13 protein-coding genes and 1 other RNA gene are annotated in these 13,332 nt (G+C 64.9%); 8 read left to right on the forward strand and 6 right to left on the reverse strand.

Going from position 1 to position 13,332, the window contains the following annotated elements; all coding sequences use genetic code 11:
* Window positions 1-54: 54 nt before the first annotated feature.
* Window positions 55-151: signal recognition particle sRNA small type (ffs, locus tag JEQ47_RS08100), an RNA gene on the reverse strand.
* Between the two features lie 46 nt (window positions 152-197).
* On the reverse strand, window positions 198-617 hold the full coding sequence (locus JEQ47_RS08105; RefSeq protein WP_198875916.1) for an SH3 domain-containing protein: 420 nt from the start codon (window positions 615-617) through the stop codon (window positions 198-200).
* 151 nt (window positions 618-768) lie between these two features.
* Between JEQ47_RS08105 and JEQ47_RS08110 the strand changes: the two genes are divergently transcribed.
* Genes JEQ47_RS08110 through JEQ47_RS08120 form a run of 3 tightly spaced genes read left to right on the forward strand, consistent with a single transcriptional unit; the run spans window position 769 to window position 3,049 of the window.
* Entirely contained in the window at window positions 769-1,401 is a 633-nt protein-coding gene (locus JEQ47_RS08110) for a hypothetical protein (RefSeq protein WP_198875917.1), read from the forward strand.
* A 59-nt stretch (window positions 1,402-1,460) separates the two neighbouring features.
* Entirely contained in the window at window positions 1,461-2,093 is a 633-nt protein-coding gene (locus tag JEQ47_RS08115; RefSeq protein WP_268905725.1) for a cysteine hydrolase family protein, read from the forward strand.
* Window positions 2,090-3,049, forward strand: a complete 960-nt coding sequence (locus tag JEQ47_RS08120) for a TIGR03885 family FMN-dependent LLM class oxidoreductase (RefSeq protein WP_198875919.1) — start codon at window positions 2,090-2,092, stop codon at window positions 3,047-3,049. Before JEQ47_RS08115 ends, JEQ47_RS08120 begins: the two co-directional genes overlap by 4 nt.
* Window positions 3,050-3,059: 10 nt before the next feature.
* On the opposite strand, the gene JEQ47_RS08125 is transcribed toward JEQ47_RS08120, so the two are convergent.
* Window positions 3,060-4,817 (reverse strand): alpha-amylase family glycosyl hydrolase, encoded by a 1,758-nt coding sequence (locus JEQ47_RS08125; protein WP_198875920.1) that lies wholly within the window; start codon window positions 4,815-4,817, stop codon window positions 3,060-3,062.
* Between the two features lie 62 nt (window positions 4,818-4,879).
* Window positions 4,880-5,746 (reverse strand): DUF817 domain-containing protein, encoded by an 867-nt coding sequence (locus JEQ47_RS08130; RefSeq protein ID WP_198875921.1) that lies wholly within the window; start codon window positions 5,744-5,746, stop codon window positions 4,880-4,882.
* Between JEQ47_RS08130 and JEQ47_RS08135 the strand changes: the two genes are divergently transcribed.
* Both JEQ47_RS08135 and sthA read left to right on the forward strand, forming a co-directional pair.
* Window positions 5,745-6,701, forward strand: coding sequence for an LOG family protein (locus tag JEQ47_RS08135; protein WP_198875922.1), 957 nt, complete (start codon window positions 5,745-5,747; stop codon window positions 6,699-6,701). The two genes, JEQ47_RS08130 and JEQ47_RS08135, sit on opposite strands and share 2 nt — an antisense overlap.
* A gap of 84 nt (window positions 6,702-6,785) precedes the next feature.
* The gene (gene sthA / locus JEQ47_RS08140) at window positions 6,786-8,267 is read left to right on the forward strand and encodes a Si-specific NAD(P)(+) transhydrogenase (protein WP_198875923.1); all 1,482 of its coding nucleotides are present in this window, start codon (window positions 6,786-6,788) and stop codon (window positions 8,265-8,267) included.
* On the opposite strand, the gene JEQ47_RS08145 is transcribed toward sthA, so the two are convergent.
* The gene (locus tag JEQ47_RS08145; RefSeq protein ID WP_198875924.1) at window positions 8,264-9,886 is read right to left on the reverse strand and encodes an ATP-binding response regulator; all 1,623 of its coding nucleotides are present in this window, start codon (window positions 9,884-9,886) and stop codon (window positions 8,264-8,266) included. The two genes, sthA and JEQ47_RS08145, sit on opposite strands and share 4 nt — an antisense overlap.
* 179 nt (window positions 9,887-10,065) lie before the next feature.
* Here JEQ47_RS08145 and mscL point away from each other — a divergent pair, with 179 nt between their 5' ends.
* The 3 genes from mscL (at window position 10,066) to JEQ47_RS08160 (ending at window position 11,847) form a co-directional block, all read left to right on the forward strand.
* Complete coding sequence (gene mscL, locus JEQ47_RS08150) at window positions 10,066-10,458, forward strand: large-conductance mechanosensitive channel protein MscL (protein ID WP_198875925.1); 393 nt, start codon at window positions 10,066-10,068, stop codon at window positions 10,456-10,458.
* 272 nt (window positions 10,459-10,730) lie between these two features.
* A complete protein-coding gene (locus JEQ47_RS08155) occupies window positions 10,731-11,366 on the forward strand; it encodes a response regulator transcription factor (RefSeq protein WP_198875926.1) in 636 nt (211 codons plus the stop codon).
* Between the two features lie 73 nt (window positions 11,367-11,439).
* The gene (locus JEQ47_RS08160) at window positions 11,440-11,847 is read left to right on the forward strand and encodes a DUF1428 domain-containing protein (RefSeq protein WP_198875927.1); all 408 of its coding nucleotides are present in this window, start codon (window positions 11,440-11,442) and stop codon (window positions 11,845-11,847) included.
* Window positions 11,848-11,859: 12 nt separating this feature from the next.
* Here the strand turns inward: JEQ47_RS08160 and JEQ47_RS08165 are convergent, their stop codons facing one another.
* Window positions 11,860-13,248, reverse strand: coding sequence for a hypothetical protein (locus tag JEQ47_RS08165; protein ID WP_198875928.1), 1,389 nt, complete (start codon window positions 13,246-13,248; stop codon window positions 11,860-11,862).
* Between the last annotated feature and the right edge of the window lie 84 nt (window positions 13,249-13,332).

The raw sequence follows: 13,332 nt of genomic DNA on the forward strand, positions 1-13,332 counted from the left end.
CGCTCGTCCCGCAAAAGCCTGCGGCCCAAATCGCCAGATACAAACAGAGAATTGAGCAGGAGGCTGGCAGACGACCCGTGAGGATCTCGTTGGGGCTGCTTCCTTCCGGACCTGACCCGGTTGGCGAGGAACACGTCCGCGCCAACCTCCCAGGGCCTATATGCGGATTTTGGAAGGCAGATGCAAGAGGGGGATGCCTATCGCGATCCCTGGAGGGGCGCTGATGGCCGCAGCGCCTGCCTGGGCGTCTCGGTCGTGGTGAGCTGCTCGGATACCCAGCCCTCCAGGGTTGGGTTGAGATCGATCAAGAGCCATCCGTCCTGCCGGCCGATAACCCTCAGTTGGGTGCCGCGCGGCAGCGCCATGATCAGCGGCCCCGACGTGCTCGGCGTATGCCGGACATTGAGCGATGCCACATTGACGAAGCGTGGCGCATCGAGCGGCACGGCGGCAGGTCGAGATGGCGTCGTCGTGGCAGCGGAAGCCGCCGCGCGCGGCGCGCTGTTGCTCGGGCGATCCGGATTGCCCACGATGCCGAACTGATAGATGGCAAACCCGAGGGCACCGAGGATCACGAGGCCGACAAGGTTCGAGCTCTGCTGTTTTTTCCTGGCCATGGAATCGCACTCCTTGCCCACCATTGTGGGGCAGGGGGCGTTAACAGAAGGCGTAGGGCGGCGGTTTTCGACCGGTCCCGCGCCATGCAAAACTCCGCGAGCGGGCCCTGCGCCCATTGACCTCACGCCCGCCCGCGCTATGTCTCCACTCATGCCGCGTGCCGCCAAGAAACCTCCCGAAAACCTGACCCTCATCGCCGAATGGCCGCTGTCCCCGGCCGCCACGCTGGGCTCGTCCGTGCGCGCCAAGGGCATCCTGCTCGAAATCCGCGCACGCCTGCCGTTGAAACTGCGCAAGGCGCTCGATGTCCGTGGCTCGGCGCTGATACTGCGCATGGCTGAAGGCGCGGAAGCCGACTTCGCGGCAATATCGGCCACTGTCGAAAAGGCCCTTGTGGGCATCGAGAGCCTCGAAATCATCCCGCGCGAAATCGAGGATATCCTCACCATCAAGACCAGCGAACGGCATCGCTGGCTCAAGGACGGCCGCCTGCCCAGCGCCGGCACGCGGACGGTCAAGCTCCGCGGCCGCGCCCGCAAGATCACCTTCCACGTCTTCGATCCGCGCATGGTGGAAGATCTCCTCAATGGCGACCGGGTCGAGGCCTGGCGGGAAGAGGATGCGGAAACCGCCGCCGAAAACCGCCGGCGCGCCGCCTGGAAAGCCAAGCTCAAGCGCGAGGCGGCAAAGACGCAGCCTGTGTCCCCCGATAGCGGCCGCGACGCGAAAACCGGACAAAAACTGGCCGGCTGGGACGAGTTCGAACGCGAGTTTCTCCGCTAGCGGAACACGGCTCCCGCTCCGGCGTTGACGGCTCACCCCATATGGCCCGGAGAGCCGGCTTGCCCGACGAGACCTTGCAAACCACGCTTGGCAGTGACGCCTTTGCCAGAGGCTGGGCCCATCTCTGCGTCGACATGCAATCGGTTTTTGCCGAAGAGACCGAGTGGCACGCGTCCTGGCTTGCACGGATCTTGCCTGCGGTGGAGGAGCTTGCCGCCTTGTCGGCCCACCGTACCGTTTTCACACGCTTCATTCCGCCCGAGACAGTGAACGCCGCCCAGGGTGCCTGGCGTCGATATTACCGGCGCTGGCCCGGCATGGTGCGCGAAAAGTTGCCGCCTGGCCTCCTCGGCCTCGTGCCGTCGCTGGCCCGCTTCGTGCCCCCGGCGCGCACGTTCGACAAGCCGGTCTATTCGCCCTGGCATTCAGGGCAATTGCACCAGACCCTGCGTGCCGATGGGGTCGAGACCATTGTGGTCAGTGGCGGCGAAACCGACGTCTGCGTGCTGGCTACCGTGCTCGGCGCCATCGACCTCGGCTATCACGTCGTCCTCGTCACCGACGCGATCTTCGGCTCCGCCGACCCCACCCATGACGCCATGCTCGAAATCTACCACAGCCGGTTCCAGATGCAGCTTTCCACCACCACCGTCAGCGACCTCGCCCTCCTCTTGCGGGAGGCAGGCCTGTGACCCTTCTCGGCTACCACGCTTCCCACGAGCAGTTTTCGCCCAGCGCCTTGCTGCGCTATGTGCAAATGGCCGAGGCCGCGGGCTTTCAATGCGCCAAGTCGTCCGACCATTTCCATCCCTGGAGCGAGCGGCAGGGCGAGTCCGGTTTTGCCTGGTCCTGGCTGGGTGCTGCCATGCAGGTCACCGATTTTGGCTTCGGGATGATCTCCGCGCCCGGCGTCCGCTATCACCCGGCCATCCTCGCTCAGGCCGCCGCCACCATCGGCGAAATGTTTCCCGAGCGGCTCTGGCTGGCCCTCGGGAGCGGCCAGGCCATCAATGAGGCGATCACTGGCCAAGTCTGGCCCGAAAAGGCCGAGCGCAACGCCCGCCTCAGGGAATGTGTCGATGTCATCCGCGCCCTCTTCCGGGGCGAGACGGTCACCCATCGTGGTCGCGTCACGGTCATTGAGGCGCGGCTCTACACCCGCCCCAAAAACCCGGTGCCGCTTTTTGGCGCTGCCGTCACCGGAGAGACCGCCGCCTGGGTCGCTACCTGGGCCGATGGCCTCCTTACCACCGGCGGAACACTCGACACGGTGCGGCCCGTCGTCGAGGCCTTTCGTGCCAATGGCGGCGCGGGCAAACCCGTCCACATCCAGCACGCCCTCTCCTGGGCCGAGACCGAAGATGCCGCTCTCGCCCAGGCTCTCGAGCAATGGGGGCCGGTCTCGGCCGGCGGCAATATCAACTGGAACCTGCCGCAGCCTGCTGACTTCGACACCATAGCCAAGCTCGCGAATGAGGACAGCATCCGCGACTGTGTCTCGGTTTCCGCCGATCCCGGACAGCATCGCGGCTGGATCGAGGACCTCATGACCCTCGATCCCGCGGCCATTCACCTCCATTGCGTTGGCCGCAATCAGGAGAGTTTCATCGAGACCTTCGGCCGGAAGGTCCTCCCCGCCCGGCGTTGAGCCGGTGGGCTCAGGTCCAGGCCAGCGCACTCCAGGGGCCCAGGCGCAGCACCTCGCCGCTCTGCGAGAACGTGCCCGTGGAGACCGGTGTCCCGGTAACGGCACAGGCCACGTCGACCGGCCGGTCCGAGGCATTGAGAGCCATGTTGAGCGTACCCGCCTCGAATACCCAGCTCACCACCACGGCCGTATCCTGCCGGCTGGTGTGCGCGTCGATACACTTGCCTGCTGCCAGCGGCCAGACCAGCTCTCGCCGCCATCGCGCCAGCGTGCGGAACCGTTCGAGCGCGGCCTGCCGCTCAGGATGGGCGAACTCGCCCCAGTTGATCTTGGCACTCTCGAACGTAGCGGGGTCATTAGGATCGGGCAGGCCGCCTTCGCCCACTTCCTCATGGAAATTCTCCCGCATCTGCTTGTAGCGATCGGCCCGCACGATCTCCGCATCCGCTTCGCTCAGGTCGCAGAAGAACGGGAACAGCGTGCGCATATGGGCTTCCTCGCCCATGAAGAACAGCGGCACATGCGGCGCCAGCATGGTCACGAAATGCAGGAAATCCAGCTTGTCGGCGCTGATGCGGTCCGGCAGGCGCTGGGCATCGGCGCGGTTGCCGATCTGGTCGTGGTTCTGCACATAGGACACGAAGGCATCGGGCGGCAGGCGGCTGGCCGGCTCCCCGCGCGAGCGCCCATCACTGTCCTCACCCGCTTCGCCATCATGGACGAAGCCGTCGGCCAGGCCCTTTTCGAGGTCGGCAATGGCATCGGCACTGCCATCCTCGTAGCCGTTCTTGTGCTCCCCGGTGACGAGGTAGTGCAGCACATGGTGGATATCGTCGTTCCACTGCGCCGTGAAATGCACCGGCTCCTCGTCTTCGTCACGGTCGAGCCAGGAGGCGATATTGTCCATGTTCTCGACAATGAGCTTGGCGTGATATTTGGCCGTGCGACACGTCTTCGCCATCTCTTCCAGGAACAGGTCGCGCGCTTCGGTCTTCATTTCGTGGATCGAATCGAAGCGCAGGCCATCGACATCGCATTCGGTCAGCCACATGCGGGCGTTCTCGTAGTAGAACTGCCGCACCATATCCCTGGTGAAGTCGACACCCTTGCCCCATGGGGTCTCGACACTGTCGTCGAACCATTCGGGCGACACTTTCTCGATGAAATTGTCGAACTGCCCGAAGTGGTTGTAGACCACGTCAAGGATCACGCAGAGGCCCAGCTCATGGGCCCGGTCCACCAGCGCGCGGAACTCTTCGCGCGTGCCATAGGCCTCTTCGGGCGCAAAGAGCAGCGTGCCGTCATAGCCCCAGTTGCGGCGGCCCGGAAACGCGTTGATGGGCATGATTTCGAGCGCGGTATAACCGGCGTCGCGAATATGTTCGAGCCGCTGGGCGAGGCCGGCAAACGTTCCCTCGGGCGAAAACGTGCCGACATGCACCTCGCAGATGATGGTTTCGTGCCAGGGGCGCAGCGGCTCGTTCCGGCCGCTCGGTGGAATGGGTGCGGTCACCACGCTCCAGTCAGCCGTGTCGCCGTCCTGAAGGCGCGAGGCAGGATCGGGGCATTCGATGCCCCCCGCGCGGAATTTGTAGCGTTGCCCCGGGCCACAATTGGCGACCAGCGCCGACCAGAAGCCTTCTGCATTCCTGGTCAGCGGCGCCGGTTCTCGGTCGGGAAAGATGACGGAAACATCGGGGGCGCTCGGGGCCCACAGGCGAAACTCTGTAGATGTGTCGTGGAGGCGAGGACCGAAAAGCGTACTCATCTGGAAATCCGTATCGTCGGGCCCGGACAACGGCTACCCATCATGCCGGTTCCCAGCGATTTTTAGCGTGCAGTCTCAACACCTTCATAGGGCCGTGGCCGGTGCACCAGCGTCACCAGCACCACCGAAATCATCATCAACAGATACCACGAGCCCAGCTTGCTCCAGCTCACCAGGGCCCAGCCATCGGCCTGGTCGGGGTAGATCCAGGCGCGCGACCAGGTGGCAATGTTCTCGGCGATCCAGATGAACAGCGCCACCAGCAGGAAAGCCAGCAGCATGGGCATGCGGTGGCGGAAACGGAACACCCGATAATGCATCCAGCTCCGCCCATAGAGCAGCACGATCGCCGCGAACAGGAACCAGCGGAAATCATGGATGTAGTGGTGGGTGAAGAAGTTGACATAGATGGCGACGGCCACCGCCGCGGTCATCCAAACCGGCGGGTAGCGGGTGAAGGTGATGTCGAAGATGCGCTGGATACGGGCCATGTAGCTGCCTACGCAGGCATACATGAAGCCCGAGAACAACGGCACGCCGGCAATGCGGAACAGCGCTTCGTCGGGATAGACCCACGACCCGACCGCCGTCTTGAAGATTTCCATGCCGGTGCCGACGATGTGGAAGATCAGGATGACGCGGGCCTCATCCAACGTTTCGAGGCGGAAGAGGATCATCCCGAGCTGGATGGCCAGCGCTGCGAGAAACCAGAAATCGTAGCGGTGGATGCCGATATCGGGCCACCAGAGTCGCGTCAGCAGGATCATGCCCAGCATCAGCCCGCCAAACAGGCACGCCCAGGCCTGCTTGAGGCCGAAAACCAGGAATTCCACCAGCCCGTCGGCCAGCCGTCCGCGCGGCAGTCGCGCCAGCACGCCATGCGCTGCTTCGTCGATCGCCGCTTCCACACTCGTGAACCGATTGGCCATGCCCCGCCCTTGCCCCGCCCATCCATGCTGGTTATGCCGTTTAGACCGGCGCCGAATTGTGGCGCAACTGTCCCTTACGGAGTTCGACTTGGCCAAACGCCGTCACCCGACATCCTTGCGCACCTCTGGGGAGGACGTCGTTGTTTCGCGCAAGGCGCCCGACACGCCGCAGACGCGCAGCGCCGCCTATCGCCTGGCCTTTGCCGACGACGACTTCATGACCTCGGAAGACACGCGCGGCGTGCGCTTCCAGCTCGAATATCTCAAGCCCGAGTTCCGCCTGCGCGAGCATGGCATCAATTCCACCGTCGTTCTGTTCGGTGGCGCCCGCATCCCCGAACCGGGCAAGCCCGCCTGGGCCGCCAAGAATGAAACCCAGCGGCGCAACCTTGAGGCCGCGTCGCGCTACTACGACGAAGCGCGGACCTTTGCGCATCTGGTCTCGCAGACCTCGGCAACCTTCGATTTCAAGGAATTCGTGGTCACCACAGGCGGCGGGCCGGGCGTCATGGAGGCAGGCAATCGCGGCGCCGCCGACATGGGCGCACCATCCATCGGCCTCAACATCGTGCTCCCGCACGAGCAGGCGCCCAATCTTTATGTGACGCCGGACCTGAGCTTCAATTTTCATTACTTCGCCACGCGCAAGATCCACTTCCTCATGCGCGCCAAGGCAGTCGCGGTCTTTCCCGGCGGCTTCGGCACTCTGGACGAGTTCTTCGAGGCGCTGACGCTGATCCAGACCGGCCGCATGGAAAAGATCCCCATGCTGCTGTTCGGCAAGGAGTTCTGGACGAAGGTCATCAATTTCGAGGCCCTGGCGGAAGCCGGCACCATCTCCCCCACTGATCCCGACCTCTTCACCGTGGTCGACAGCGCCGCCGAGGGCTGGGACGTGGTACGCCGCTATTACGACCTGCCAGACCTGGGCGAGCCCGCGCTGCGCGCTGAGTAGGCATGCAACCGTCGGCCCTGCTGCCCTCTTAACCCCGATGTCACACTGGCTCGCTAGTTTGGCACCGGGTTCAGGGGAATAGTCGTGGAACGTTTTGATCTCGTCGTCATCGGTTCGGGGCCCGCCGGGCGCCGCGCCGCCATACAGGCTGCCAAGCTGGGCAAGTCGGTGCTGGTGGTGGAAGACCGCCTGCGCCTGGGCGGCGTCTCGGTCCATACCGGCACCATTCCCTCCAAGACCCTGCGCGAAACCGTGCTCAACCTGTCGGGCTGGCGCGAACGCGGCTTTTACGGGCTCTCCTACCGGGTCAAGAAGGAGATCGAGGGCAAGGATCTCGGCGCCCGGCTCCGGAAGACGCTCGACTACGAGATCGAGGTGCTCGAACATCAGTTCGCCCGCAATGGCGTGCGCACCTTCGGCGGCATGGCGCGCTTCGTCGACGATCGCCATGTCTGCGTCACCGACCCCACGGGCGACGAGCATGTCTTCGCCTTCGACCACGCCGTTATCGCCGTAGGCACCGCGCCCTATCGTCCGGCCAATATTCCCTTCGACGACCATACCGTGCTCGACAGCGACAGCCTCGTGGGTGACCAGTTGCGTGTCCCGCGCAGCCTCACGGTGGTGGGTGCCGGGGTTATCGGCATCGAATATGCCACCATCTTCTCGGCTCTCGACGTGCCCGTCACCATCATCGAGCCACGCGAGAGCTTTCTCGAATTCATCGATCGCGAGATCATCGAGGAGTTTACCCACGATCTTCGCCAGCGTGGCGTCACCATCCGCCTCGGCTCGAAGGTGGAGCGCGTCGAAAAGGACGCCCAGGGCTGGGCCATCGCCTACCTGACGGACGGGCGGCAGATCCGCTCCGACATGCTGCTCTACGCGGCCGGCCGCGTCGGCGCCACCGAGGGCCTGGGCCTCGAAAAATGCGGGGTCGTTCCCGACGAGCGGGGTCGCCTCAAGGTCGATCCGGCGACCTTCCAGACGCAGATCCCGCATATCTATGCCGCGGGCGACGTGATCGGCTTTCCCTCGCTCGCCTCGACGTCGATGGAGCAGGGCCGCATCGCCGCGCTCCACGCCTTCGATGCGCGCATGCCGCCGGCGCCGGAATTTTTCCCCTATGGCATCTATGCCGTGCCCGAGATTTCCACCGTCGGTCTCACCGAAAGCCAGGTGCGGGCGCAGAACATTCCCTATGAATGCGGCGTCGCCCGCTTCCGCGAGACCTCGCGCGGCCACATCATGGGCCTGCAGTCGGGTATGATGAAGATGATCGTCTCGCTCGAAACGCGCAAACTGCTCGGCGTCCACATCGTGGGCGAGGGCGCGACCGAGCTCATCCATATCGGCCAGGCCGTTCTGAACCTCGGCGCCACGCTCGATTATTTCGTCGAGAACACCTTCAACTATCCGACCCTGGCCGAGGCCTACAAGATCGCCGCGCTCGACGCCTGGAACCGCATGCCCCGCCTCACGCCAATCGCCCCGGTGGTCGACAAGGCATCGGCCACCCCCGATGCCAGCCCGCCAACCCCGGCCCCCGCGCAGATGAAGGGTTAGCCTCCGGCCCTCGGTCCGCGCCCGCTCTGGTTGGCGAGGCCGCTGATCGTGGCGCGCAGCGCCGCGGGCTTGACCGGCTTGGTCACCACGGCAATGCCGCGATCCTCCGCCAGCGCCCGCACGGCTGGGCTGCGATCGGCCGTCACCAGGGCCGCCGGCAGGTGTCCGCCCAGATTGTGCCGAAGCCATTCGATGGCATCGAGGCCCGATGTCTGGTCCAGGTGATAGTCCATCAGCACCAGGTCCGGATACCAGCCCTCGAGCAGGCGCTCGCGATCGATCTGCTTGAGCGAAAGCGCGGTGCGCACGTCGCATCCCCAGTGCCCGAGCAGTCCTTCCATGGCTTCCAGAATGGCGCGCTCGTTGTCGACGCACAGCACCTTGAGATTGAGCGTGCCGAACCCCGGCTCGCTGGCCGGCTTCTGGTCCTCGCTGGGCGGGCGGACATTGCGCACCGCCGGCAGGTAGATCGAAAAGCGCGAGCCGCGCCCTTCCTGGCTATCCAGTTCCAGCGTAAGCCCGAGTGCGGTGACCAGGCGTTGCACGATGGAAAGTCCGAGGCCCAGCCCCTGCGCCATGCGGGCCCCGCGCTCGAGTCGCGAAAATTCGGCGAAGACCAGCCGATGCTGGTCCCTGTTGAAGCCGATGCCACTATCGATCACGTCGAGCCGCCAGCGGTTGCCGCGGCGCCTCAGGCCTACCAGCACCTTGCCGCCCACCGGCGTATACTTGATGGCGTTGGACACCAGATTCTGCACGATGCGTCCCACCAGCGACCGGTCGGCCAGAACATTGGCCCGTGTCGGCACGATGCGCAGCGCGATCGAGCGTTCCCGGGCCATGGGTGCAAACTCAACCTCGGTCTTTTTCAGCAGGTCCTGCGCCTGGATGGGTTTGGGTGCCGGCCGGAGCGCGCCGCTGTCGATCCGGGAGATGTCGAGCAGCGCCGACATGATGTCTTCCACCGCCGTCAGCGAGGCCTCGATGGAATTGGCAAGGTCCGCAAAAGCCGTCGACTTGGCCCGCTCGATCAGTGTGGACGTGTAAAGCCTGGCGGCATTGAGCGGCTGCAGCAGGTCGTGGCTGGCCGCTGCGAGAAAGCGCGTCTTGTCGTGGTTGGACGCGTCCGCCTTGGCGCGCGCGGCTTCAAGCTCGGTATTGACCTGCTTGAGCGCCGACGTGCGCTCCTCGACGCGATGTTCCAGCGTCTGGTTGACCTGTTCGAGCTGCTGCTCCGCCCGCACCCGCGCCGTCACGTCCGAAAAGCTGATGACGAGACCACCATCGGGCAGGCGGCTCGACTGGAATTCCAGTGCCTGGCCGGCATTGCCGAGGCGCTGCGTCACCGTATTGGGCGCGCCCGTCAGCACCTTGATCCGGTCGATCGCCAGTTGTGCGGCATCGCCCGGGCCGAAATCGCCGCGCTCGGCCATGAACAGGGCAATATCGAACAGCGCCGATCCGGGCCGCACGAGGTCGTCGGGCAGGTCCAGCAGCCGGTTGTAGCGCTGGTTGGACACGACCAGCCGCAACCCGGCATCGAACACCGCGACGCCTTGCGGAATATGGTCCATGGCCAGCGTGAAGGCCCGGAAGGGATCGTGGTCGAGCAGGGGCATGTGCGCGGTGCCGGGGCTGCGGGGAAAGACCCTGTTCTTATCTTCTCCCCCATGCGCCCGCGCAAGCTCGCCATTGGGCCCATTGCATTTGGCGCCAAACCCCTGCAATCGTTAAAGCCGGTTAACGCATTCCGCCGCAGAGCGGATTTTGACCCAGGTACGGAAAGCAGGAGCAGGACATGAGCGTATTCAAGGAATTCCGGGACTTCGCGATCAAGGGCAACATGATCGATCTGGCCATCGGCGTGATCATCGGCGCGGCCTTCGGCGCCATCGTCTCGTCCATCGTCGACGACATCTTTATGCCGCTCATCGGCATCATCATCGGCGGCATCGATTTCTCCAGTCTCGTCCTCACCGTCGGCGAAGCGCAGGTGCGGATCGGCCTCTTCGTCAATGCCGTGGTCAAGTTCTCGATCATCGCCTTTGTCCTTTTCCTTGTGGTCAAGGCCATCAATTCCCTGAAGCGCGAAGCGGCCAAGGAGCCGGTCGAGACCACGCCCGCCCCCTCGCGCGAGGAAGTGCTGCTCACCGAGATTCGCGACGCCCTCCGCGCACGCAACGCCGTCTGACAAACACGGGGGCCGGCAGCAATGCCGGCCTTCTTAAACCGGAAACATAGGAATAAAGTCATTGACGCGAGGAAATGATGAAAATATACCTAGAAGTAGGTAGTTCATCCTACGCAATCATCGTGTCGGACAGAGCGACCACTTAGATCAAACTACACTTGCGGGACACCTGGGCAGAGGTGCAGCGGCGGCGGGCAGATTGATCCGCCATGCGATCCGTTGCGTGTCCGAGGCGTCCGGTTCTGGGGAAGAACTTGCCGGAAGGGTTTGGCATGAACACGCACACCTACTACCACGCATTTCTCAATCGCGACCGCATCGTCCATATCGTCGATCCCGATGCCGGGATCTGCGAGGCGCTGAGCGTCCTCTTCCGCCTGGAGGGCTTCCAGACGGTGTTCTCGCTCGAAACGGCGCATTTCTTTGCGGCGCTGGACCGGCGCCCGCCCGATGTGGTCGTCGCCAATCTCGATCAGGGCGAGGAAAGCGGTTTGACCATCCTCAGGCGGGTCAAGGCCCTGCGCACCGGCGCGCCGGTGGTCATGCTGGCCAATAGCCCGCAGGTCGAGGCCGCCGTGACCGCCATGAAGCTGGGCGCCACCGACGTGCTGGCCCGCCCCATAGACAGCGAGCGCCTGCTGACCGTCGTGCGCGATGCGCTGCGCAAGGATGTGCATCTGGGCGCCATGCAGGCTGGCAGCCGTCCCGTGGAGGTGCGCGGCTTCTCCCAGCTCACCCCGCGCGAGCGCGAAGTGCTGCAACTGATCACCAATGGCCAGTCCAACAAGGAGGCCGGGCGCGAACTGGGTATTTCTCCCCGCACCATCGAGGTGCATCGCGCCCGCGTCATGGAAAAGCTCGGTGCGCGCAACACCGCCGACCTGATGCGCATTGTACTGACGAGCTGAGCTGCGCTGAGCTCAGGCAATCGGCTGCCGGCGCCTGGGCGCAGGCTTCTCGGCATGCGGAAAGGCTTAAGGCATGAGCTTCAGCGACATCACCATCGTCCCGGTGCGCACCGACCGGAAGGCGGAATATCTGGCCTTTTCGGCCCGCATCGGGGAAATCTACCGCGAATACGGCGCCCTTCGCGTCATGGATTGCTGGCACACTCCCGAAGCCAGCGACGACGCCGATTTCCATGCGGCCGATGCGATGGAGGGCTATGCGCCCGGCGATCTGCCGGACATGCGCAAGCTGGCTGGCGCCGGTGAGGGGGAGACGGTGGTCATCTCGATCACCGAATGGCCGAGCCAGGAGATCCGTGATCGCGCCGTCAAGCAGGTCGTCACCGACCCGCGCATCCAGGCGACAATGGACGAAGAACCTGTCTTCGATGGGCGGCGGCTGATTGCCGGTGGCTTTGCGGTCGAACTCGATCTCAAATAGCGTCGCACCGCTTCAGTCGAACGCGTAGAGCGCCTGACCGGAAAGCAGCGGCGCCTCGCCCTTGTGCCACAGATGAGCCTTGCAAAGGCGATCGAGGCGGCCGGCAAAGTCGTCGGCGAGGGTCACGGTGTCCAGCGTCGGCGGTGCGTCCTGGAGCATTTCGATCACGAGGTCGCGCCGGCCGGCCGCAAGCAGCAATTCGGCGAGAATGGGCAGGTCGGCCTCTTCCGCCTCGGCTATTGCAGCCTCCGGGTCGGCGCGCAGGGCTTCTGCCAGCGCCAGCCAACGGTCCCATTGATCAAACGCCGATGAAAGATGCGCAGGCTCTTCTGGCAACGCACTTTCGCCGCCGGCATAGGGTGCAAGCGCATCGGTGGCGACGATCCAGTCGAGGATGTCGCCCACGGTTTCCCGATCCACCCGGTTGAGGCCAAAGGAGAGGCTGCCGAATTGGGCGCGCACCGCATCCGCGTCGTAGCCGGCGCTATCCAGCGCGCGCAGCGTCACCAGCCAGCCTGCATCGAGCGGCCCGGCCGCCGACAGCTCGCCGGCGCTGAACTGCTTGAGCAGCGCCTTCGCCACCTGCGCACTGGCGGCATAGTCGCCGGTCTGGTTGAGGAAAGCCATCAGCAGCGAGATTTCCGGTTGCTGCGCGGCGGCCCAGGTCGCGAGGCGAATGGGGTCCGCCGACGCCTCGGCTAGCTCCCCGGTGGGCGCGGTGCTGCGCCGCTGGACCGGATTGCCATGCAGGGCCGGCATCCACCCCCAGAGGCCGATGAGATCGTCCTTTTGGGCGACGCTGAGCCCCTTCATCTGCCCGTCCCAGTCTGCCGGGTCCTCCTGCGCCGCCGCAAAGCCCGCGGCGAGCCAGTCGAGTCCGGCGCTCTCGGCGGCAGCCGCCAGCTCGGCCTTCACCGCGTCAGATTGGTCGTACGTGACCGTCACCGCCTGCTGGCCGAGATCCATCCGGCTGCCGTCGGGCAATGCGGCGATCGCTGCCATCACCGCATCCTCCTGGCCGCCGAGCAGTAGTGCCCGCGCCGCCGAAGGAGTGGCGGTGTCCACCATGGAGGCCAGCACCTCCGGAGCAAGCTCCGCGCCGCCATACACGCGCCAGGCGGCGTCGAGGTCGGTCGCGCCGTGCATGCGGCTCTCCACCGCTTGCGCCAGAAGGTCATTGATCGCCCTGTCGTCGAGGTCGCCATAGCGCATCAGCAGGTAAATCGCGCGGGTTCCGAACCGCCTCGCCTGCAGCGGCGGCAGCGTCTCCCGGCCGGCTAGGACAATTTCGGAAAGCGACTGGATCGCGGGGCCGCAAAGCTCCTGCGCCTGTGCTGCCGGCAGGGCCGCGCTCAGTCCCAGAACTACCACGCCAAGTCGTGCAACCACAGACCGGACCATGCCAACCTCCGCTCGCCGAGGTCGTCACTATATCCCGGCGCGTCGGCGGCTCCAACGCCCCGATCGGTCGATGCTCAGGTCGGC

This window comes from Devosia sediminis (genome assembly GCF_016411825.1).
In the GTDB taxonomy this organism is placed as follows: Bacteria; Pseudomonadota; Alphaproteobacteria; order Rhizobiales; family Devosiaceae; genus Devosia; species Devosia sediminis.